Raw genomic sequence first — 21,163 nt, 5'->3', positions numbered from 1 at the left:
GCCGCGATGAACCCCGGCCCCGCCTGCTAGGCGCCTGCCACCGCCACTTCCACCGGCTGCTGGCGTTCCGCATAGCGGCGAGCCAGCACCGCGCATACCATCAGCTGCATCTGGTGGAAGATCATCAACGGCAGCACCACCACGCCCATCTGCGACGTGCCAAACAGCACGGTGGCCAATGGAATGCCTGACGCCAGCGATTTCTTCGATCCGCAAAAGACCAGCGTGATCTCGTTTTCCTTGGACAAGCCCAACTTGCGGCTGCCCCAGGTCGTGATCAGCAACACCGACCCGAGCAACAAGGCGTTCACCAGTAACATCGTGGCCAGGTCAATCGCCGGGAAGGCATGCCAGATCCCCTGCGCCACGGCCTCGCTGAACGCCGTGTAGACGGCCAGCAGGATCGAACTGCGATCCACCTTGGACAATGTCCGGCTATTGCGCTGCGCCCAAGCGCCGATCCACGGCCGCAACAAGCTGCCCACCGCGAACGGCAACAGCAACTGCAACAGGATGCGGCCCGCGTCCGCCAGCCCGTGCCCGCCACCTTGGCGGTGCAGCAACACAGCCACCAGCAGCGGCGTCAGCACCGTACCCAGCAGATTTGACGCCGTTGCCGCGCAAATCGCGCCGGGCACGTTGCCGCGCGCCATGGAGGTGAACGCAATGGACGATTGCACGGTGGAAGACAAGGTGCAGACAAACAGCACGCCCAGCCACAACGACGGCGTCAGCAGCCCGGGAAACAGCGCCCGCAGGCCCAGGCCCAGCGCCGGGAACAGAATGAAGGTGCACGCCAGGATCAGCGCGTGCAGGCGCACATCCTTCACGCCCGCCACGATGGCGTCCGTGGACAGGCGCGCGCCATGCAGGAAGAACAGCAGCGAAATGGCCACATTGCTGGCCACCATCATGAAGGACGCGCCCTTGCCCACGGCGGGGAAAAAGCTGGCAAAGACCACCGTGGCGATCAGGATGAGCGTGAATTGGTCGGGCAGGAAGCGGCGCATGGCAACAAGGTTTCCGGAAAGTTACGGAAAACTATAGGCTCGCCCCTTGCCATCGTGAAGACCACTGATTACTTTAACTGTCATCGGGAAATCCTATGACCAGCGCCCACCCCCATGCTTAACCCCCTATGGCTCAAGACGTTTGCGGCGGCCGCTGCCGCCCCCAGCTTCACCGAAGCCGCCCGCCGGCTGGGCCTGACCCAACCCACGGTCAGTGAGCACATCCGGCAGCTGGAAGCCGCCGTCAACCGCCGCCTGTTCCTGCGCGATACGCATTCGCTCACCTTGACCAGCGACGGCCGCAGCCTGCTGGTGCATGCCGAAATCATCCTGGACGCCCACGAACGCGCCGAACGGCTGTTCGATGCGCCCCGGCTGCGCGGCCGCGTCCGCCTGGGTACCTCGGATGATCTGGCGATGGGGCCGCTACCCGACGTGCTGGCCGCCTTCCGCCTGGCCCACCCGGAAGTCGAGCTGGACCTGACCATCGGCGTCACCAGCGAGCTCTATAAGCTGCTGGACGACAACGGGCTGGATGTGATGATCGGCAAGCGGCGCCGCGGCGACCGCCGGGGGCAGACCCTGCACAAGGAAGCCTTGTTGTGGCGGGCCAAGGAAGGCTTGCGCATCGCCGCGGACGAACCGCTGCCGCTGATCCTGCTGCGTGAACCCAGCGTCACGCGCACGCTGACGCTGGATGCGCTGGCACGCGCCGGCCGCAGTTGGCAAATCGTCTGCACCAGCACCAGCTACGCCGGCTGCCAGGCCGCAGCGCGTGCCGGCCTGGGCATCACGGTGCAACCCTCGCACCTGTCCACGATGGGCCTGGCCGCGCCCGCCGGCGCGGGCCACCTGCCCGCGCTACCCCAAGTGGAGTTCATCGTGATCTCGGCCCCGGCGCCCAACAAACCTACCCGCGCACTGACCGAAATCCTGATGCGCAGCACGCTGACCTGAACCGCGCGCCTCATCGACGCCGAACGTCTGGAACAGCGATGGGGGCACGATCCATCGCCAGCAACAAATCACCCAACCCACCAGCGCTCGTGTTTTCCATGCGCCCGCCCGGCCCGCACACGTTGTCGGCGCTGGTCCAGGCCGGCGCCGCGCCGGGCAAGCGGCGTGCGCGCAGCCAGCCACGGCGGTCCACCATGAATTGCGCGCCCGCCAGTCCGGCGGATGGCACGCCGGCCGCCAGCGCGTAGGCATCCCAGGCCTCGCCGCTGGCCGCCACACAATCGGCATTCACCTCGCCCGTCGCGCCGCGCGTCAGCGCGACCGTCAACAAGCGCGGGTCCTGCGGCTCGTCCGGCGCACCTGGCGCATGCGCCATCACACGCAAGGGCAACCCTCGCAATCCGCTCAAGCGTGCTGCGCGCCCGTCGCGGCAGGCAAGCTCCACGACCGGCGCCGGGATCGCCGGCATGCCCGTCCCCCCGCTTGTGCCATAGGCCTGCAAGCGCAGGTAATCCAGCACCTGCCAAATCTCGTCAGGCCCCAGCACCGCCAGAAATGCATGCGAGCCAGACGCGGACAAGGCTGGGCCACCGCCTTGCGCCACGCGCCAATGCAGCTCGCCCTCCGGCCGGTTGTCGAACAGCGCCGCACCCAACACACTGGGCCACGTGGGCAGGCTCGCGGCAAGCGCCCCCCGGCCATCGGCCTTCGCGCCGTGACAACCCGCGCAGTGCGCCTGGTACAGCCGTCCGCCCTGCAACACGTTGGTATCCGAGAACGCCAAGGGCGACCGTTGGAACGACGTGCTTCTTGCTTCCGTCAGCAGCATTTGCGGACGCGGCCAACTGGCGCTGAAGGCCAGCACGGCGGCCAGCGCCAACAGGCCGATCCGCCATCGCCTGGCAAACAGCGCGCCTACCAGCAACGCCGCCGCCACGCCGGTCTGCGCCAACGCCAGCCACAGGCGCTTCCAAGTATGCGGGCTGACCGGCAGGTCCGGGTCGTAGCGCCACGCGAACGGCCAATGCGTCATCGCGGCGGCATCCTGCGGCAGCCGCCATATCGCCGCCGCCAGGATCAACGCCAGCAATGCCAACGCTGCCATGGCCACCGCCGCGCCGCGCCGCCATGCTGCCGTGGCACCCGCTTCAACCTGACTCGCCCGACTATGCAGCCAGGCGGCAGCCAGTGCCGACAATAGCAAGACCGCCGTCACCGTCAGCGCCAGGTGTCCCATCCTGGAACCCAGCAGGCCAGGCACGCCTTGCACGGCATGCCACGACAATCCCAGCAAGATCGCGGATGCTGCCAGCGCCCCGCCCGCCAGCCAGTGCAACCGCAGCGCGCCAACCTCGCCCACTCGCAGCCGGCTGGCGGACCATGCCAGCATGGCAGCGCCCGCCGCTGCCGCGGCAAACGCCAGCCCTCCGTTGCTCACCACGTCGCATCCAAGCCCAGCAAGGACAACGCGCGGTGACGCAGTTCGGCCAACCGAGGGTCGCCCCGATGCCGGGGATACGGCAGGTCATTGACGATCTCATCCTTGATCCGCGCGGGCCGTTCGCTCAGCACCACGATGCGCGACGCCATGAACAAGGCCTCCTCCACGTCGTGCGTCACCAACAGGGCCGTGAACCCCGTGCGTTGCCATAGCTCGACCAGTTCGGATTGCATGGCGATGCGCGTCAGCGAATCCAGCTTTCCCAACGGCTCATCCAGAATCAAAATGCGCGGGTCATTGACCAGAGCGCGGGCCAGCGCGGCACGTTGCGCCATGCCTCCCGACAACTGATGCGGATACGCCTGGCTGAAGGCCGCCAAGCCCACGCGCTGCAACGCATCATCCACGCGATGGCGTTCGGTCTTCAGCAAACCCCGCGCCTGTAGACCCAGGGCCACGTTGTTCCACACCGTGCGCCATGGATACAGCGTGGGGTCCTGGAACACCACGATGCGCGACGGCGATGGTCCTTCGATCGGCGCTCCGTCAGCCAGCAATCCGCCTTGCGCCGGCGGCTCCAGCCCTGCCACCAACCGCAACAGCGTCGATTTTCCGCATCCGCTGGGCCCTAGCAGCGCCACGAATTCGCCCGGCTTCACCTCCAGGTCGATGTTGTCCAACACCGGCAACGCCGCGCCGTCCAGATCAAAATGATGATTCACGCCCTGCACGGCCAGCGCCGCGCCGCGCGCGGCGGAAGCGTCCGCCACCGCTGCCACTACCATTTCACGACTCCCTTCTGCCAGGCCAGGAGGCGGTCACGCCCCAGGAACAACAAGGTGATCAACCCCGAGAACACCAGCGCCATGACGATCAGCGCACCGTACATGTTGGCGTAGGACGCCCAGCCCTGCGCCCAGGACAAGTACCAGCCCAACCCGGATTTCACGCCCATCATTTCGGCCGCCACCAACACCGAGAACGATGCCCCCAGCCCCATGAACAGGCCCACGAAAACCTGCGGCAAGGCGGCGGGTATGGCCACGCGCAGCACCAGGAACCATTCGTTCGCGCCCATCGTGCGCGCCACGTCGTAATAGGCGCGATTCACGCCCGCCACGCCCGACCACGTCAGCACCGTGACGGGGAACCAGGTCGCCAGCGCGATCAGGAACACCGCCGCCGACCAACTGGAGGGAAAGAAGAAGAACGCCATCGGCAGCAGCGCGGTGGACGGTACCGGTCCCAGAAAGCGCAGCACCGGATGCACCCAATAGCCCAATCCGCGCGACCAACCGATCGCCACGCCCGTCAGAAAGCCTGCCGCCGCCCCCAACAAGAAGCCATTGGCCAGCAGCCACAGCGAATTCGCCAAGCTGTCCGCCAAGCGCTTGTAGTCCGTGACGTAGACCTCGATCAACGATTGCGGCGGGGCGAAGAATGGGCTGGGTAGCAGCGCCAGTTTCGCCGTGGCAATTTCCCACGCGCCCACCGCCACGGCCAGCACCACCAGCCAGGGCCCGGCGCGGCGCAACGCGCGCACCGGACGCGCCTGCTCGACGCCGGACACCGCTGCCAGCAAAAGCAGCACGGCCAACGTCAGCGCCGCCACGCCGAACTCCCGCGTATAGCCCCATGACGAGAAGCCCACTTCAACGTTCGGCCATCCCAGCGTCACCCCGCCCACGCCGGCCCAGGCGACGGCCGCCGCCACGCCTGTCTTCCACAAGCGCCAGCCGGCCCCTGGCACTCGCGCCGCGCCTGCGGCGCGGGCCGGCAGCAATGCGTCAGCCGAGGACATTGGGCACCACCACTTGCGCGTACTTGTTGATGTCCAGATTCGCGCTCAGCACCTTGATCGTCTTCAGGTCCTTGGCGTAACCCACGATCTCCTCGCGCAGCGCGGCTCCCGTCGACGCATGCCCATGGCTGTGGCTGCGCAAGATCGCGGCCACTCGCTCGGCGGGCACCTTGCCTGGCACATACGGCGCGAAGATGCGGGCCGTCTCATCGGGATTGGATGCGGTCCAGCGCTGCGCATCGATCACCGCGCGGGTGATGGCCGCAGCCGCCTCGGGATCCTTGCGCACCAAGTCGCCGCGCAAGCCCAGCACGCAGCACGTCCGGTTCTCGTAATCGCCTTCGATGTTGGTGGCTATCTCGCGCAGCTTGTTGTCTTCGCGCAGCGTGTAGATCAGCGGATCGTCGCCGGCAATCGCATCCACCTCGCCCTTTCTCAGCACTTCGCCGAACAGGTCTTGCGGATACTGGCGCCAGTCCACGGACTCAGGGTCGATGCCCAATTGCGCCACACGGATCGCAAAGAAGTTCTTCACCGGGCTGGCCTGGTCGGACACGGCCACGCGGCGGCCCTTCAGGTCATTCACGCTCTTGACGGGCGAATCTTCCGCGGTCAGCAAGCGCATGCAGCCGCCGTGCGTGCCCACCGCCAGTTTCACGTCAAAGCCTTGCTCCAGCGGCTTGAGCCATCGCAACGCCATGCCGATGCCGCCATCGGCGTGCCCGGTGGCAATCGCTTCCAGCAACTGATCGGTCGACCCGCTGAAATTGATGCGCTCAACCTTCAAGCCGTACTTTTCGAAGAAGCCGCGCTCAAGCGCCACCGACACGGGCGACTGGCAGACGGCGGTCTGACTCCAAGCGATCTTGAACGTGCGTGGTGCAGCGTCGGCCGCCAGCACGCGGGAACCCAGCATGCCCAGCGGCGCGGCCAATCCCGCGACACTTGCCGCGCGCAACAACGCGCGGCGTGAGACTCCGCGCGCGGTTAGCGCGCTGGAATGGACGTTCGTATTCATCAACCTTCCTTTTGAGCAGACTGTGAATGGCGATGATTGCCATGCGGCATCATCAGCCTGCGCTCAGGTGTTCGACAAATACAAAGTGGGGATAACAATATGGGACCGGCGGCTCGCCAGTCTCGGCCAGCGCGTCCGAAACCCCGGCGTGCGCTACTCCGGCAGGTGATCCGGCACGCCGTCCTCATCCACGCTTTTCACGCGGTCCAGCGCGTTGCGCGCTGCCGACATCGCTTCGATCGCGCTGCGAAACCGCCGGCTGACGAAGATCTCGAAAGGCTGGCCTTCCGGTTTGGCGTCTTCCGATTCTCCCGGCTCCTCCGCTTCCTGCGCGGGAGCGTCTGCCGCCTTCACTTTGGGCTTAAGACGCCTTGTCTCCAAAAACGCCCGCGCAGGCGTGCGCCCCTCTGGTTGCGTCGCATACGCCACCACTGAAAACCCGTTGATAGTCTTCTCTAGCATTACGGTTCCCTATCGCCACGGCCAAAGACGGCGCAGCTCGTTGTTAGCGACAACGGCCCGGCACAAGAAAACTTAAGCACCCTGTAAAAAACCGGGATTGATCTGCATCAATCCCGGCTTCCAGGCATTCCAAAACACAAACTCGTTTATTTTGTCGATGTAACGGCGCTCATGCGGACCCGCACGTAATCCGCCACCTGCTCCAGCACTTGCGAGAGATGCCCGCGGAGCAATTCAAAACCCGCGTTGCGCTCGCGCGTGGCCTCGTCCATGTACAACGGGCGCCGGATCTCCACTTGCAGACTGTGCCGGTTCAGCGCCGGCTGGCCGATCTGCGCGATCAATTGCACGCCCTTGTAGGGATCATTGCGCGCAACCGTGTAGCCCAGATCGCGCAGGGCCTTCTCGATCAGTGCAATGAATTCCGGCTCGCACGTGGTGCCGTCCCGGTCGCCCAGTACAAAGTCAGCCAGGGGATGCTCGCTTTGCCGGCCCAGGCGCTCGTAGGCGTCGTTGGGCATGGAATGCAGGTTCAAGTGCCAGACCGCGCCAAAGCGTTGCTCAACCCCCTTGATCGCTTGCGACAGCGCCGCGTGATAGGGCTGGTAGTACGCCTGAATGCGATGCCGCACCTCATCCAGCGTCAGCTTTCGGTCATAGATCGGCGTGGCCTTGTCCATGCGGCGCCAGATCAATCCCTTGCCCAAGCGGGTCTTCTCGCCCGGTTCCAGAGGATCGGGCCAGGGTTCGGCCAGCAATTCCGGATCCAGATCCTGCAAGGTGCGGTTCGGGTCGATATACACACGCGGGAAATTCGCCGCGATCAACGTGGCTCCCAAGGCGGGGGCCGCCGACCACAACACGTCCACGTGCGTGTCTTCGCCCTGGCGCAGCTGCGAATGCGTTGCGACCGCCCCGAAATCATCGGGATAGCGTTCGCCGCTGTGAGGCGAATCACAGACCAGCGGCAACGCCGGTCCTTGAGGTTCATGCACGGAAACCGCGTTGAAATCGGCGTGAGTCATCGTCAGTCAGCCTGAATGTTGGCGGCCTTGGCCACCTTGGCGTAGCGGGCCAGGGCCTGTTCGATCTGGACCTGGAACTCTTGCGGGGTCGTCGGCATCAGCGTACCACCCACGTCCTCGGCCTTCTTGCGGAACTCGGGGTCCTGCATCGCGGCGCGCACCGCCTGGTTCAAGCGGTCGATCACGGCGGTCGGCGTGCCGGCCGGCGCCACCAGGCCAAACCAGCCGCCGGTGCCCATGTCGGGATAGCCCAACTCGATGTAGGTGGGCACGTCCGGCAGCAGCGGCGAACGCTGCGCGCCCAGCACGGCCAACGGGCGCAATTTGCCGCCCAGCACCTGCGGCAAGGTCGACGACAGATTGTCGGTGATCGCATCCACCTGCCCGCCCATCACATCGTTCAAGGCAGGGCCCGCGCCGCGATACGGCACGTGCAGCAGCTTGATACCCGACAGCATCATGAAGTTCTCAATGTTCACGTGGCCCAGCGATCCCACGCCCGGCGACGCAAAGCTGTAGCGGTCGGCCGGCGCGCTCTTGGACAGCGCCACGAATTCAGCCATGTTCTTGGCCGGCAAGTTCGGATTGATCGCAAAGATGCTGGGCACGGCCAACACATTGGCCACGGGCGCGAAATCCTTGATGGGGTCGTAGTTCATCTTGCGGTACACGGCGGGGTTCGAGCCATGCGTGCTCATCGTGGCCATGCCGATGGTGTAGCCGTCCGGCGTGGACCGGGCTACCTGCTCCATGCCCATCGAGCCGCCCGCGCCCGCCTTGTTCTCAACCACGATGGTCTGCTTCAGATCACGCCCCGCGTACTCCGCCACCAGGCGGGCAACGATGTCGGTCGACCCACCCGCGGCAAACGGCACGACAAGCTTGATCGGACGGGACGGATAGTCGGCGGCTTGGGCAATGCCGGCAAAGGACAACGTGGCGAACATGCCGGCAAGCGCGAAACGCGCAGACCGGTTCAACAGATGGCGGGACATGAGGCGACTCCGAAAATGGATAAGGTCGGTGATGGGTCTACGAACACGGCCGCCAGTGTCCAAACTTTACGATCTCCTTTCAAACGACTATATTGCACTCCTTCATTACCAAAGATCATGCTCAATGCGTTTGCACTCGCCCTCCATGTCCGAGCTGCATGCCTTCATCACGGCGGCGCGCTTGGGCAGCTTCACCCAAGCCGCGCAGACCCTGTGCGTGACCCAGGGCGCCATCAGCCGCGCCATCTCGCGCCTGGAGGCGCATTTCGGCCAGCCCTTGATGCACAGGAACGCGCACGGGCTGACCCTGACCGACATGGGGCGGCGGCTCTACGAAGGTGCACAGGCACCGTTGCAGGCCATTGAAGCGCTCAGCACCGAACTTCGGGCGGACGACCGCCGCTTCCACCTGACGCTTTCCACGGTTCCCACGTTGGCCAGCGCCTGGCTGGTGCCGCACCTGCCCGACTTCCACCGCCGTCATCCCGAGATCCACCTGAGTTTTGTGGCCTATCGGCGCAATGAGGACTTTTCAGGCGCGACACCCGACGCCAGCATCCTGTCCGGCACGCCCGAACAGTGGCCCGGATGGCAAGCCGACTACGTCATCGGTCGGGAAATGGTGGTGATCTGCCATCCCGGACGACTGGCCACCAGGCAGGCTCAGGGGTTGTGGAACACACCCAACGGCCTGCTGGGCGAACCGCTGCTGTATCACTCGAACGGCAAGGACAACTGGGCCCAATGGTTCACGGCGGCTGGCGTGCCGCGCGATGCCGTCGCGCTGTCCAACGGATTCGACCAGGTATCCATCCTGGTCCGCGCCGTCATGGCCGACATGGGGATCGCCGTGTTGCAGCGCTGCCTGGTGCGTGACGAACTCCAGGCCGGCCGAGTGGCCGCCCCCTTTCCCGACCTGCCCATCCGATTAAGCCGCGGCTATCACTTGTGCGCGCCGGCTCAGCGCCGCGATCACTACGCGCTGGCCTGTTTCCGGCAATGGCTGCTGCAAACCGCCAACGCGGACCCCGACGTGCTCGCCGCCAGGCCAACGCCCTGACTCCAAGGCGGGTTGGGCTGATACATAAAGTTTCGGGGAACGGCGCAAAGCAATTCAAAATGAAACGGGCCTCTTCACAGAGGCCCGCTTTCAACACGGCAGCGCAACGAATCAAGGCGCAAGCTTGAAGCCCAGGTCCACGCCCCACTTATCGGTTTCACGCAACCATTTTGCGCCGCAACTCAGGCAGCGGAAATGGTCTTCGCGGCTTTCCTCACGCCCTTTCTGCGTCGGATTGGTGAAACCTTGATGTCCCAGGTGCGAATGCGGTGCTACGCCCGAAAGCCCCGGATTGATGCGTTGGCAAGCCAAGCACATAACGCTCATTGATGCTTCCCCACAAACAGTGTTAGCAAATTGTAAGGGATTTCACCAATATTTTTCTATCAATTCATGACAACAGAACGACAAAAATTGTTAACGCGATCATTAAACAACAATTGTTAACGTGATCATTAAACAACAATCGGCAGGGCTGCCAGGCAGGTTGCCAGGTGGTAAGGCGACGTGGACGGCATATCGGCCCGCACGACATTACCCGCTCCATCCAGGCACTCGAACCAGCCCCCTTCGTGCAGGAAACGCGCGCGGAAATTGGCAAGTCCCTCCACCAGCGCCGGCCAATCGCCCTGCACCGCCAAGGCACGCAGATATTCCGTCTGCGCCCAGATACGGCGCGTATCGTCGATGACGGCCCCCGACTCATTCAATGACGCCAGCACCCCCGTCCCATCGGCAGCCACGCCATGCGCCCGGGACCAATGCACTGCACGCGGCAGCGATTCCACCAGGTCCAGGCTTTCAAAGACTTCGGTGGCCCCATGCACCAGCGATAGCCATTCGAATTGGTGCCCGGGTTCCAGTCGGTTGCCTGCCGTGCCTTGCAACGCCTCGGAAATACATTGCGTGGGCACGTGCACGAAAAACTGGCTGATGCCCTGCGCCAAGCCGCGCAAGTGCTGCGCGAACAATGCGGGCTCGGCCACCTGGGCCGCAGCCAGATACGCCTCGGTCAGATGCATCATGGGATTCTGCGCGGGCGGGCGCAGCGCCTGAACAAAGTCAGGGCTCAGCGCCGCGTGGTATAGCCCGTCGCGCGTCTTGAAGCGCGCCTCAATCGTCGACGCGGTCGTCAACATGAGCTTGCGCGCATCCGCATGGCGGCTGCGCTGAAAATACGCCGCGCAGGCCAGAACGATGAATGCGTGCGTATACAGATCCTGGGTTTCGTCCAGCGGACGCGCATCGGCGTCCACGCTATATCGCCATCCGCCGTGCGCCTCGTCGCGAAACACACGGCGCAATGATTCAAACAGGCGGTCGGCATGCTGGCCGGCGGCAACACCGGGCGCCTGCGCAAACACGTACAGTTGCCGGGCGCACGCCATGGCCCGATAACGCACCGGCGCAAGCGGCTCGCCCGTTGCGGCATCCAGCGATTCAAAGGGTAGACCCGTGGCGTCATTGAAGCCCCGCCCCATCCACATGGGCAGGATCACGCCATCGAAATGCTCGCGCAGCGCGCGGACATGCTCTGCAAGAGAGAGGTTGGTCTGTGCGGCAATCATCTTGGAACGACGCATACCCAAAAAGGGCCCCAGGTTTTGGAGCAGCAACGATAACCGAAATTTTCGTCGCAAACTTTCGAGTATTCTCCGCAGCGTCATGCCCGCACAGACCGGTTCAACCTCTTGGCTTCGCCCAGGGCCGTGCCCTATCGGAAGATATTTTCCTCGACCCAGTTCTGCGCGAAAATTTCCGCGCGACCACGTGCTTCGTCCAACGAAGCGCAGTTGCCCAAGTGGGAAAATGCGGCATCCACTTCGGTGCCGCCCTCGGCCGTTACCGTCAGCAAAACGCCATATCCGCCGGTATCCATGGCCGCTGTGGAAACGTCGATCAGTACTTCCTGGTCACGATGCTGCATGTGCTACCTCCCAGTCGGTTACCTAAACGCGTGAACCACGCGTGACGTGGCGGGAGCAGAATTCCCGCATCAATAAATAGACCTGAAAGCGTCACGCAAGTTCATCTTACTGGCGACACAGCAGGCGCGATACATCCAGAAGATGCCAAATCGCACATTCCGTCTCAGGAGATTCCCGTACTGTCCCGCCAATACCCTCGAACTCACGACATACAGCGAAATCATTCGCAAACTATGCCGTTCTTCAGGCGTCTTGGCTCAAGCCACTGCAATGTGACGCGCAATATTTGGGGCAGATCAGGAATGCGGCCAGCGGCGCCCAGCGCCTGCGTAGCGGTTGCTCAGCGCACGTGTATGGCGCCTGGCTCTTCCATGCGAAGGGCAAGCTTGCCCTTTTCAGTGACAAGCCAGCGGCCATCGGCGCCAGCCTGAATGCAACGCAAGGTCACCAGCGCCTTCGCGACTTCCTCGGGCACATCCGCTTGAGCGGCGCCCGGCTCGGAATTATCGGCAACGAGCCGCAGCCAATGGCCCAGTTCGCCTTTCTGGAAACGATGCAATGCCATGCGTGATTCTCTCTTGAAGGCTTAACGATAGCATGCCGGCCGCGCCGCCTCGGGCTAGCCCAGCAGCTTGGGCACCGATGACGCCAGCAGCGCAATGCCGGAAAGCGTCAGCAAGCCCAGCACGATCCGGCGAAACGCAATGTCGCTAATGCCCACATACAAGCGCGCGCCCAGCAGCGTGGGCACAAGCATGGCAGGCACGATCATGGCAAACAACGGCAGCATGTCACGTGTGACCACGCCCGTGAACACGTAGGTGGCCATCGTCACCGCCAGCATGGACAAATTGAAATTCTGAATCACCGAGCGTTGCACATCGCGATCGAACCCCCGCAGGGTGCACCACAACGTCGGGATGACGCCCGTGAATCCGCCGATGCCGCCCATGATGCCGCCCACGGCGCCCGCCACGCCGTCCGCGACTTTGCCGCCTGCGGTGATACGCGGCAGACGAGTCGCGAACAACATGATCGGACACCAGATCCCCAGCAAGGCGCCGATGAACGTTTTGAACAGCAAGGGATCCAGATGCGGCAACAACATCACGCCCAGCGGAATACCGGCCAAGCCGCCGACGATGAAGGGCAACAGATGCGTCAGTGCAAAGCCGCGCCGTACCGTGAATGCGGCCAACAGTTGGCCCGTCAAGGAACCGAACACGGCCATCGCCGCAGCCAGCCTGGGGTCGATCGTCCAGGCCCAGAAGGACATGGCCACCATCCCGAATCCGAACCCCGACAGGCCCTGCACAAATCCCGCGGCCATGGCGCCCACCACGACCAGCACATATAGGGAGTCCATTTACGACGTGCACCCAGAGAAATGCCAGGCCTTCCCTGGCGCACGCCATTCTAGAGCGTTCTAGGAAGGACGCAGCACCATTGGGCGCTTGAAGCGCGACGCCAGCGCGGAAGCAACAACGCTTGCGCCGATCAGCGACAAGCCCAGCGCCAGGTCGGCAGAGATCCTTTCATGGAACACCACCGACGACACGATCAAACCGATCACCGGCACGCACAGCATCGCGATGGACGTCGCCACCGGCGGCATTTTCTGCGTCATGCCCAGCACCACGATAAAGGTCAGCGCGGTGGCCAGTGGCCCGGTGTACAAGATGATGGGCCATGCATCCGGCACGGCCAGGAAGCTGGGCGCACCGTCACGCATCCAGGCCAGCGCGGCCAGCGGCACGGTGGCGATGGCGGTCTGCCAGGGGATCATGTCCGCGCCCAATCGCACGTGACGGTTGCCGCGCAGCTGAATGATGTTGCAGGCCCACGCGAACGAGGCGCCCAGCAGCATGACCAGACCGATGACCGTGTGTGCCTGCCATGGGCTGAACGCCGGCGCGACGATCACACCAATGCCTGCATAGCTCAACGCGGTCGCCAACCACTGCCCCATCGACAAACGCTCTTTCAGGGTCAAGGCGGACAGAGGAATGACCCAGATCGAGGTCGCGTATGCAATCACGGAGGCACGCCCGGGCGCCACGTACTGCAAGGCCCACAACGCCAACGCAGTGAAGGCGCCCATTTGCAGCAGCGCCACGCCCGCCACCAACGGCCATTCCTGGCGCGTCGGCAGCCGCAGGCGCCCCACCAGGCCCAGCACCAGCACACTGATCAGCGCGGCTGATCCAAAACGGCTGGCGGCCAGCCACAGCGGACTCATGTGCGCCAATCCCAGCTTCATGACGGGCCAATTTCCGCCCCAGATCATGACCGCGCCCACCAACGGCAAGAACTTACGCAACGTGCTTTGCTGACTCATTACTGCCCAATCTACCGCTTGATTATTCTGCGCTTTGGCCGATTGACCAAAGGAAGAAATAGTCTATAGGGTAAACCCCAGAACATTTCACCTCAATTCACTTCGATACACTACATCCTCAGCACAAATGCACTGCCAATCGATAACACTTAGGTGACTTATGCCGGAAATCAACCTGGATGCCACTGACATCCGGATTCTGAACGAACTTCAGCGCGACGCGCGCCTGACCAACGTGGAACTTGCCGCCCGCGTGAACCTGTCCGCCTCGCCCTGCCTGGCCAGAGTGCGCCGGCTTGAAACCGAAGGCCTGATCGACCGCCGGGTCACGCTGCTGAACGCGCGCAAGCTTGGGCTGAAGGTCAATGTGTTCATCCAGATCTCGCTGGATAAGCAACGCAAGGCAGCCCTCGACGTCTTTGAACGTGAAATCGCCGTCCTGCCAGAGATCATGGAGTGCTATCTGATGTCGGGTGACGCCGACTACCTGATCCGCGCGCTGGTGCCGGACGTGGACGCGCTGGAACGCCTGATCGTCGAACACATCACACGCATCCCCGGTGTTGCAAGCATCCGCTCCAGTTTCGCGCTAAAGCAGGTGCTCTACACCACGGCGGTCCCGCTCGCCTGAAGATACCGCGCGACGCTTTCGGAAACTTGCGGGATACCGCCCGCGCCCGCACAATGAGCACGTCGGCCGCGCATGCGCGCCGGCATCCCTCCCATCGCTTAGCAAGGAGCAAACCATGCCCGAAACAGAATGGTTCCCCGGCGGCACGCTACCCGATCGTCAGGGCTACTTTGAAGTGGAATTCGACACAGGCGAAACTGAAATCACGCGCTACGGCATGCTGGGTTGGGAACCCGAGCAAGACCGTGGCCACATCGTGCGCTGGCGCGGCCTGGATCCGAAAATCGAAGAAGCCGAAATGCAACGCGAAAGCGCCGTACGCAACAACGGCGACACCCTGCTCGGCTGAACCGCCGCACAAAACAAAACGCCGCGAAGGAAACTTCGCGGCGTTTTGTTTTCAGCTCAATGAATTACCAATCGAGCTTGGAGATCTTGGTGCCAGCCAGCGACACGCCAGCCATCAGACCGCCATTGTTCATCACGAAGCCAACGATGGGTTGTTGTGCCGTGTTGGTGTCGATGCGGCCATTCGCGCCAACATTCACAACCGCCACCGTCGCGTCCGCACCCACGGTCCAACCGCTGCTATTGCGGAACTTGTTCAACGCATCATCCGTCATGAACAACAGCACCATGGCCTTGGATTGCGCGCCGGCCTGGAAGCCGATCGAACCCGCCGTCGTGCTGTAGTAGCCCGCATTGGAGCCACCCACACGCAGCACACCGTTGCCATGCTCCGCGCCCACGATGAAGCTGCCGCTCAGCACATCAGGAAACACCAGCACACCCCTGGCGCGTGCCACCAATTCCTTGGATTGCGGTGAGGCCTCGTACAGCTTGGTCAACGTCGCATTGGCCGCGCTATTCATCGACTCGCGCTTGTCCGACGTAGTTGCGGAAGTTTTAGGACTGGTGGTGGTGCAGCCTGCGAACAGCAGACCCGCTACACCGATTGTCGCGGCCGCCAGGCCAACACGACGCAGGACAGGAAAAGTATCAAACATGGAACTCTCCTTTTTGTTGTCATCCGCTACCACTGTACCGGCCAAACCCATAGGTACAAGGCACGCGATTGTGATAAACGAAACAAAACCTACCTATTGCGACATCCTTCAACGCGGACTTCTCTCCAAGCATCATGCACCTGCTGGGCCTCGCATGGCTACTGTAATCCAGCAACATTTAGTAGGGCAATTGCCCCAACCAGCCGGCATGACCCCGCGGCGACCCTTGCCACGCCCCTACAGAATGCCATATCGGGGCTCGCCCGTCGCCTCGTCGACCGAAACGATTCCTGACAGTACCAGTTCGGCGTGGCGTCTGGCCACGGCCGCATCAGCGAACGTCACGAACCTGGGCAACGACCAGCGCTGTTGAAAATCGCCATCACTCGCACGGCAGACCGTCACCTCGATGGCCAGCACGCCGGCGTCCAGGCTCACGATCTCGCATCCCACTTGAAATCCGTCGATATGGCGCTGCGGCCACGCGCTCATGCTTCTTGCTCCTGAAATGGGTCTATTCGGGCGCAATATGCCAAAAAAAAAAGCGCTTGAAAAGCAGTCCTTTCAACGGGTTATGGCGCACTAGGACGGATAGTGCAGACGCATCTTGCAGACACTGAAAAACGGGCGAAATCGGGGTTTTCAACGCCATTGCGCGATTTCTTTGGATGACCGCAAATCGCCGGGCAACCTGACAGGATCAGAGGCCTTGCTTGCCGGCCGGCCCTTCGCCGGGCGGCCTGATCCATTTCGACTCCCACAGATCCTCACCCCGTTCCAGCGCGCCGCTCAGTGCTTTCCTGCAACGTTGCGCCACCGCCGCCAGCAACGCATTGCACACCGAGAAGGCTGCCGTATAGGAGTCGAACGGCGATGCGCTGGAGCTGCGCGCGACCAGCACATGGTCCGCGGAAGCCGCGGCTGGCGCCGATGCCGCGTCCGTGATCAGCACCACTTTGCCGCCGCGCTGCCGAAAGACCTTCACCGCATTGGCCGTGGCAACTGAATAACGCCTGAAGGTGAATGCCAGCAGCACGTCATTGGCATCGATCCAAAGCAGCTGGTCTTCCAGGAACATCGGCCCCGCCCCGCCCATCGGCTTGACCGACGGCAGGCACAGATTCAGATAGAGCGCCACGTGACTGGCCAGCGGCGCGGCTTGCCGCAGGCCCAGCACATGCACCCGGCCCTTGCGCTGGGTCAGCAAGCGTACGGCCGACTCAAACGCCCCGACGTCGATTGCCGCAAAGGTCTCTTGCAAATTGTGCTGATCATGCAGCAGAGCGTTATGCAGGCAGGCCCGCGCTGACGGGTTATCTCCGCTGACCGCATCCGCGCGTTCACCGGGCGAAGCCAGGCGTGCCGTCACCTCCGAACGCGCCTCCATCTGCGCCTGCGGGTAGCTGTCATAGCCCAGCTTGGCCAACAGGCGAACCACCGTAGAGGCGCTTGTGCCAACCCGTTTGGCCAACGCCGTGGCAGATTCCAGCAGACTTTGGGGGTAGCGCGCCTGCATTTCCTCAACCAGCAGGCTTTCCGTCTTGCTGAGCTTCTTGGCGTAGGTGGCGATGCGTTGGTTCAGATTCATGATGGCAGCAATTCCGTAAGCGGCGGCTCTAGGTGATAACCCCAAATTCCACAATTTTCATTGCATCTTATATTTCTATCTGCAATGAATATTGCAACATAGACCATCCTGACTGTCATCACAAGAGAGCTTCATGAAGCACCACTCCGCTGCGCCGTCCTTGATGCGCCGCAGCCTCGTCCTTGCCGGCCTGGGCGCCACCCTGCTGCCCCTGGCCGCGCGGGCCAGTACCTACCCTTCCCGCCCCATCACCCTGGTCGTGCCGTTTCCCGCAGGCGGCTCCGTCGACCTGATCGGCCGCATCTACGCCGAGGCGCTGGGCAAGGCATTGGGCACCACGATCATCATCGAAAACCGTGACGGCGCAGGCGGCGCCATCGGCAGCCAGCGCGTGGCACGCGCCAAGCCGGACGGCTATACGCTGGTCGCTTCGTCGCAAAGCTCGCATTTGGCCAATCCGCTGATGCGCAGCGACCTGGGCTACGACCCGATCAAGGATTTCGCGTCCATCACGCAGTTGTCTCGCACCCCCAATGTGCTGGTGACGAACATCGACGTGCCCGCCAAGACCCTCGCGGAATTCGTTGCGCTGCTGAAGTCCCGCCCGGACGAACTGCACTACGCCACGGCCGGCATCGGCAGCATGGGCCAACTTAACGCGGAGCTATTCAAGAACACACTGCAAGTGCAGGCCATGCACGTGCCGTATCGCGGCGGTGCACCGCTGATCAATGCCCTGCTGTCCAACCAGGCGCAGTTCGCGCTGGACAACCTGGCGCCCTTCCTGCCCCACATCCAGGTCGGCAAAATGCGGGCCCTGGCAGTCGCCGCGCCCAAGCGCCTGGATGCGCTGCCCGACGTGCCCACGTTTGCTGAACTCGGCTACCCCGTGCTGAACGCCATGTCGTGGATCGGCCTGGCCGCGCCCGCCGGCACGCCCGAGGACATCATCCAGGCCCTGCTGACCGCGGTGCGCACCGTGGCCGGCCAGGACGGCCTGCCACAAGCACTGGAGAAAGCCGGCGCGCTGCCGCCAGATAACCAAACTCCGCAACAGTTCACCACCATGATGACTGAACGCCTGGCGCTGTATAAAGACCTGATTGACCGCGCCGGCATCCGTCCAGAATAGGCCCCACCCCATGCAAAATCCCGCGTTTGAACCCGACACCGCCCCGTTGGAAGTCCTGCCTCGTGACCTCTCGGCCTACCGTGAGGGCAACACCGGCATTCCCTATGTCCATCGCTTCGAGTCGGGCGTGCCCGGCCCGCATGTGCTGATCAACGCAATCACCCACGGCAACGAAATCTGTGGAATGGTCGCCGCGACCCACCTGCTGGACACCGGCGTGCGCCCCAAGATCGGCACCTTGACGGTCAGCTTCGCGCACGTCGAGGCCTACGAGGCCTTCGACATCAACCAGCCCTACGAAAACCGCCAGCTGGTCCACAACCTGAACCGCATCTGGTCGGCCGCCATGCTGGACGGCACGGAAGACAGCCCCGAACTGCGCCGCGCCCGTGAACTGCGCCCCGTGCTGGACGCCGCTGATTTCGTGCTGGACATCCATTCAACGCGCGCCCCGGTGCAACCGTTCTGGGTCTACAACGAGATGGACCGCAACACCGCGCTGGCCGCGGCCGTCGGTGCGCCGCTGGTCCACCTGGTCATGCCACAGCACAAATTCCCGGGCACGGGCGTCATGGGCTATGGCCACCACGGCGACCCGTTGTCCGACAGCGGTGGTGCATTGGTGGTGGAATGCGGCCAGCACTTCGCCCAGTCCGCCGCCGCGTTGGCAACCGACGTCACCCTGCGGTTCCTGGCGCACACCGGCTTGATCGATGCGCCGGCCGATGCCGCGCCGCCGCCCGCGCCGCAGCGCTACCGCCTGCTGGAAGTGCATATGGTGAAGTCCGAGGAGTTCCGCTTTACGCGCCCGGTCCTCGGCTTCGAGATCTTCCAAAAAGACGAGTTGATCGCCATGAACGGCACCGAGGAAATCCGTTCACCGTGCGACAACTGCATGATCTTCATGCCGACCCGCATGCCGATCGTCGGCCGCGAAGCGGTCTATCTGACCGTCGCGATCTAAGCTCCACCGCCCATCGCGCCTGATGGCGCGCATCACCGATCCGGCACGCGCGCGTGCCGGATCTGTCGCAATCAAAGATCAGGGATCAGGCGCTTGCCCAGACTGATCACCTCGTCGCACTGAAAGCCCAACGATTCGTAAAAGCCGCGCACCGCGACATTGCCCGAACGGATCAGCAGATTGATCTTGGGGCATCCCCTCTCCAGCAGCTTACGCTCCACTGCCCGCATCAGCACGGTGGCATGGCCGCGCCGTTGATGCGCGGGCGACACAGCCAGATAATTGATCCAGCCGCGATGGCCGTCATAGCCGCCCATCAATGTGCCGACCACCACGCCATCGGCCTCTCCCACCAGGAACAAATCGGACTGCACGGTCAGCTTGCGCGCGATGTCCTTCACCGGGTCGTTCCACGGCCGCGTCAAGCCGCAATCGCGCCACAGTTGAATGATGGCGGACTCGTCGGAGGGATGGTAAGGCCGGATGGCCAGTAAATGCTGGGACATGCTTCGTTCCTTTGACAAAGGGAAACGAAGGCCTGGCGGTACGCCTCGCGGAGGGAAGCAGATGAAGCACAAACAAAAAGGCCACGAGGGGTATCGTGGCCTTCAGGATGTAGCGCTGAAGACTCAGCGCCTGAACGTGACTTGCCACTCAACGTAGACGTCGAGTGATTCGTCGGTTATCTGCCCGGCATGCGGGCGCAAAGGGCATTGCGTTCATGCGAAAGAGCATACACGAGCCCCCGCGCACCAGACAAGACAGAATCAGGATGCCGCTGGCGCAGGCAGCGTCCCTTCCATGACGATGACCGCCTGGCCCGCCACGCCCGCCCAGACACCATCCGCACGAGGCTCGGCATGCGCCAGCAACAGGCTGGCCCGCCCCATGTCCACGCCCTGTCCCACGCGCAACCGCAAGGTTCCCGCATCGCGCAGTGCCGCACGCAATGCCGTCATCGCCGCCGTCGCGCTGCCCGTGGCCGGATCTTCCGTCATGCGTCCCGTGAACATCCGGGCTTGGATATCGGTTGGCGCATCCACCACATCCCCATTCGTCTCCGTGGTGTAGACGTAGATGGACTTCGCGCCATCCAACGGCAGCAGCGCGGCATAGCCATCAGCGTCTGGCGCCGCACGGCGCAAGGCATCGCGGCTGCTCAACTTCGCAACCAGGAATATCAGCCCGACCGACACCACTTGCGGCGCATGCTCGGACGTATCGATATCGGACGGCTCCAGCTTCAACGCCCGAGCCACTGCGGCCACGGACGCCTCGCTGGCGCGCGACAAGGGTTGGGGCGCCAGAAGCTCGACACTCTCCACCCCCTTGTCGCCCGTCTTCAACGAGATCCGCACCAGGCCCGCTGCCTCTTCAAAAACAAATGCCTCGGGTGCCGGCCGCCCCGCCGTGGTCATCTCGCGCGCCAGCACCACAGCGGTACCCACGTTCGGGTGCCCGGCGAAAGGCACTTCACGGTCGGGCGTGAAGATCCGTACCCAAGCGGTATGCGCGGCGTCCTTCGGCGGCAGCACGAAGCTGGTCTCCGAATAATTGAATTCGCGCGCGATGCGCTGCATCTGCGCGGTATCCAGACCCTGGGCGTCCAGCACAACCGCCAACGGGTTGCCGCTATAGGGCTGGCTGGTGAAGACATCGGCGGTGACGTATCGGTAGCGCATGCAAGCTTCTCTTGTCCGGGTGAAAGGACGCAGTATGCAAGCATGCCGCCCACGCGCGACAGGCACAGAACCGAACAACTTGCGCCATAACAGCGCCGGGGGGGCAGCGTTTGCGGCCACCGCC

25 protein-coding genes are annotated in these 21,163 nt (G+C 63.5%); 6 read left to right on the top strand and 19 right to left on the bottom strand.

What is annotated here, in order from left to right; translation table 11 throughout:
• Positions 1-26 precede the first annotated feature (26 nt).
• Positions 27-1,010: a bile acid:sodium symporter family protein gene (locus tag HV753_RS22985; RefSeq protein WP_175176885.1), complete on the bottom strand. Its 984-nt coding sequence runs from the start codon at positions 1,008-1,010 to the stop codon at positions 27-29.
• 114 nt (positions 1,011-1,124) lie between these two features.
• Here HV753_RS22985 and HV753_RS22980 point away from each other — a divergent pair, with 114 nt between their 5' ends.
• Positions 1,125-1,967, top strand: a complete 843-nt coding sequence (locus HV753_RS22980; RefSeq protein WP_175176884.1) for a LysR family transcriptional regulator — start codon at positions 1,125-1,127, stop codon at positions 1,965-1,967.
• Positions 1,968-1,977: 10 nt separating this feature from the next.
• On the opposite strand, the gene HV753_RS22975 is transcribed toward HV753_RS22980, so the two are convergent.
• The 7 genes from HV753_RS22975 to HV753_RS22945 all read right to left on the bottom strand — a co-directional run bounded on the left by HV753_RS22975 (position 1,978) and on the right by HV753_RS22945 (position 8,709).
• Entirely contained in the window at positions 1,978-3,405 is a 1,428-nt protein-coding gene (locus HV753_RS22975) for a c-type cytochrome (RefSeq protein WP_246288362.1), read from the bottom strand.
• Positions 3,402-4,193 (bottom strand): ABC transporter ATP-binding protein, encoded by a 792-nt coding sequence (locus HV753_RS22970; RefSeq protein ID WP_175176883.1) that lies wholly within the window; start codon positions 4,191-4,193, stop codon positions 3,402-3,404. Before HV753_RS22970 ends, HV753_RS22975 begins: the two co-directional genes overlap by 4 nt.
• Positions 4,187-5,209 carry an ABC transporter permease gene (locus tag HV753_RS22965; protein WP_175176882.1) on the bottom strand — a complete coding sequence of 341 codons (1,023 nt, stop codon included), beginning with the start codon at positions 5,207-5,209 and terminating at the stop codon, positions 4,187-4,189. The genes HV753_RS22970 and HV753_RS22965 overlap by 7 nt, the downstream gene beginning before the upstream one ends.
• Positions 5,196-6,227, bottom strand: coding sequence for an ABC transporter substrate-binding protein (locus tag HV753_RS22960; RefSeq protein WP_175176881.1), 1,032 nt, complete (start codon positions 6,225-6,227; stop codon positions 5,196-5,198). Before HV753_RS22960 ends, HV753_RS22965 begins: the two co-directional genes overlap by 14 nt.
• 153 nt (positions 6,228-6,380) lie before the next feature.
• On the bottom strand, positions 6,381-6,689 hold the full coding sequence (locus HV753_RS22955; protein ID WP_175176880.1) for a hypothetical protein: 309 nt from the start codon (positions 6,687-6,689) through the stop codon (positions 6,381-6,383).
• 146 nt (positions 6,690-6,835) lie between these two features.
• Positions 6,836-7,714 carry an N-formylglutamate amidohydrolase gene (locus HV753_RS22950; protein ID WP_175176879.1) on the bottom strand — a complete coding sequence of 293 codons (879 nt, stop codon included), beginning with the start codon at positions 7,712-7,714 and terminating at the stop codon, positions 6,836-6,838.
• Between the two features lie 2 nt (positions 7,715-7,716).
• Positions 7,717-8,709 carry a Bug family tripartite tricarboxylate transporter substrate binding protein gene (locus tag HV753_RS22945; protein WP_175176878.1) on the bottom strand — a complete coding sequence of 331 codons (993 nt, stop codon included), beginning with the start codon at positions 8,707-8,709 and terminating at the stop codon, positions 7,717-7,719.
• Between the two features lie 124 nt (positions 8,710-8,833).
• Here HV753_RS22945 and HV753_RS22940 point away from each other — a divergent pair, with 124 nt between their 5' ends.
• Positions 8,834-9,769 carry a LysR substrate-binding domain-containing protein gene (locus tag HV753_RS22940; protein WP_175176877.1) on the top strand — a complete coding sequence of 312 codons (936 nt, stop codon included), beginning with the start codon at positions 8,834-8,836 and terminating at the stop codon, positions 9,767-9,769.
• Between the two features lie 111 nt (positions 9,770-9,880).
• On the opposite strand, the gene HV753_RS22935 is transcribed toward HV753_RS22940, so the two are convergent.
• The 6 genes from HV753_RS22935 to HV753_RS22910 form a co-directional block, all read right to left on the bottom strand.
• Positions 9,881-10,096: a hypothetical protein gene (locus HV753_RS22935; protein ID WP_082386981.1), complete on the bottom strand. Its 216-nt coding sequence runs from the start codon at positions 10,094-10,096 to the stop codon at positions 9,881-9,883.
• Between the two features lie 128 nt (positions 10,097-10,224).
• A complete protein-coding gene (locus HV753_RS22930) occupies positions 10,225-11,337 on the bottom strand; it encodes an AGE family epimerase/isomerase (protein WP_175176977.1) in 1,113 nt (370 codons plus the stop codon).
• Positions 11,338-11,483: 146 nt separating this feature from the next.
• Positions 11,484-11,696, bottom strand: coding sequence for a hypothetical protein (locus HV753_RS22925; protein WP_175176876.1), 213 nt, complete (start codon positions 11,694-11,696; stop codon positions 11,484-11,486).
• Between the two features lie 341 nt (positions 11,697-12,037).
• Positions 12,038-12,262, bottom strand: coding sequence for a hypothetical protein (locus HV753_RS22920; RefSeq protein WP_175176875.1), 225 nt, complete (start codon positions 12,260-12,262; stop codon positions 12,038-12,040).
• 54 nt (positions 12,263-12,316) lie between these two features.
• Positions 12,317-13,063 carry a sulfite exporter TauE/SafE family protein gene (locus HV753_RS22915; protein WP_175176874.1) on the bottom strand — a complete coding sequence of 249 codons (747 nt, stop codon included), beginning with the start codon at positions 13,061-13,063 and terminating at the stop codon, positions 12,317-12,319.
• Between the two features lie 60 nt (positions 13,064-13,123).
• The gene (locus HV753_RS22910) at positions 13,124-14,035 is read right to left on the bottom strand and encodes a DMT family transporter (RefSeq protein ID WP_175176873.1); all 912 of its coding nucleotides are present in this window, start codon (positions 14,033-14,035) and stop codon (positions 13,124-13,126) included.
• A gap of 160 nt (positions 14,036-14,195) precedes the next feature.
• On the opposite strand from HV753_RS22910, the gene HV753_RS22905 reads away from it, so the two are divergent.
• Together HV753_RS22905 and HV753_RS22900 are read left to right on the top strand one after the other, a co-directional pair.
• On the top strand, positions 14,196-14,666 hold the full coding sequence (locus tag HV753_RS22905; protein WP_006226939.1) for an Lrp/AsnC family transcriptional regulator: 471 nt from the start codon (positions 14,196-14,198) through the stop codon (positions 14,664-14,666).
• Positions 14,667-14,781: 115 nt separating this feature from the next.
• A complete protein-coding gene (locus HV753_RS22900; RefSeq protein ID WP_175176872.1) occupies positions 14,782-15,015 on the top strand; it encodes a hypothetical protein in 234 nt (77 codons plus the stop codon).
• Positions 15,016-15,079: 64 nt separating this feature from the next.
• Here the strand turns inward: HV753_RS22900 and HV753_RS22895 are convergent, their stop codons facing one another.
• From HV753_RS22895 to HV753_RS22885, 3 genes are all read right to left on the bottom strand, one after another.
• Positions 15,080-15,673, bottom strand: a complete 594-nt coding sequence (locus HV753_RS22895; RefSeq protein ID WP_175176871.1) for a BPSL1445 family SYLF domain-containing lipoprotein — start codon at positions 15,671-15,673, stop codon at positions 15,080-15,082.
• Positions 15,674-15,910: 237 nt separating this feature from the next.
• A complete protein-coding gene (locus HV753_RS22890; RefSeq protein ID WP_175176870.1) occupies positions 15,911-16,165 on the bottom strand; it encodes a hypothetical protein in 255 nt (84 codons plus the stop codon).
• Positions 16,166-16,373: 208 nt separating this feature from the next.
• Positions 16,374-17,261: a MurR/RpiR family transcriptional regulator gene (locus HV753_RS22885; RefSeq protein WP_175176869.1), complete on the bottom strand. Its 888-nt coding sequence runs from the start codon at positions 17,259-17,261 to the stop codon at positions 16,374-16,376.
• Positions 17,262-17,394: 133 nt separating this feature from the next.
• On the opposite strand from HV753_RS22885, the gene HV753_RS22880 reads away from it, so the two are divergent.
• Together HV753_RS22880 and HV753_RS22875 are read left to right on the top strand one after the other, a co-directional pair.
• Positions 17,395-18,393, top strand: a complete 999-nt coding sequence (locus tag HV753_RS22880) for a Bug family tripartite tricarboxylate transporter substrate binding protein (RefSeq protein WP_175176868.1) — start codon at positions 17,395-17,397, stop codon at positions 18,391-18,393.
• A 10-nt stretch (positions 18,394-18,403) separates the two neighbouring features.
• Positions 18,404-19,357 carry a M14 family metallopeptidase gene (locus HV753_RS22875; RefSeq protein ID WP_175176867.1) on the top strand — a complete coding sequence of 318 codons (954 nt, stop codon included), beginning with the start codon at positions 18,404-18,406 and terminating at the stop codon, positions 19,355-19,357.
• 71 nt (positions 19,358-19,428) lie between these two features.
• On the opposite strand, the gene HV753_RS22870 is transcribed toward HV753_RS22875, so the two are convergent.
• Both HV753_RS22870 and HV753_RS22865 read right to left on the bottom strand, forming a co-directional pair.
• Positions 19,429-19,863 carry a GNAT family acetyltransferase gene (locus tag HV753_RS22870; RefSeq protein WP_175176866.1) on the bottom strand — a complete coding sequence of 145 codons (435 nt, stop codon included), beginning with the start codon at positions 19,861-19,863 and terminating at the stop codon, positions 19,429-19,431.
• Positions 19,864-20,124: 261 nt separating this feature from the next.
• Positions 20,125-21,039, bottom strand: a complete 915-nt coding sequence (locus HV753_RS22865; RefSeq protein ID WP_175176865.1) for a PhzF family phenazine biosynthesis protein — start codon at positions 21,037-21,039, stop codon at positions 20,125-20,127.
• Positions 21,040-21,163: the final 124 nt, after the last annotated feature.

Origin of the sequence: Achromobacter pestifer (assembly GCF_902859625.1) — a bacterium.
GTDB classification, from domain to species: Bacteria; Pseudomonadota; Gammaproteobacteria; order Burkholderiales; family Burkholderiaceae_B; genus Achromobacter; species Achromobacter pestifer.
Note: the sequence above shows the minus strand (reverse complement) of the source record. Positions and strands in the feature narration are given on the sequence as shown.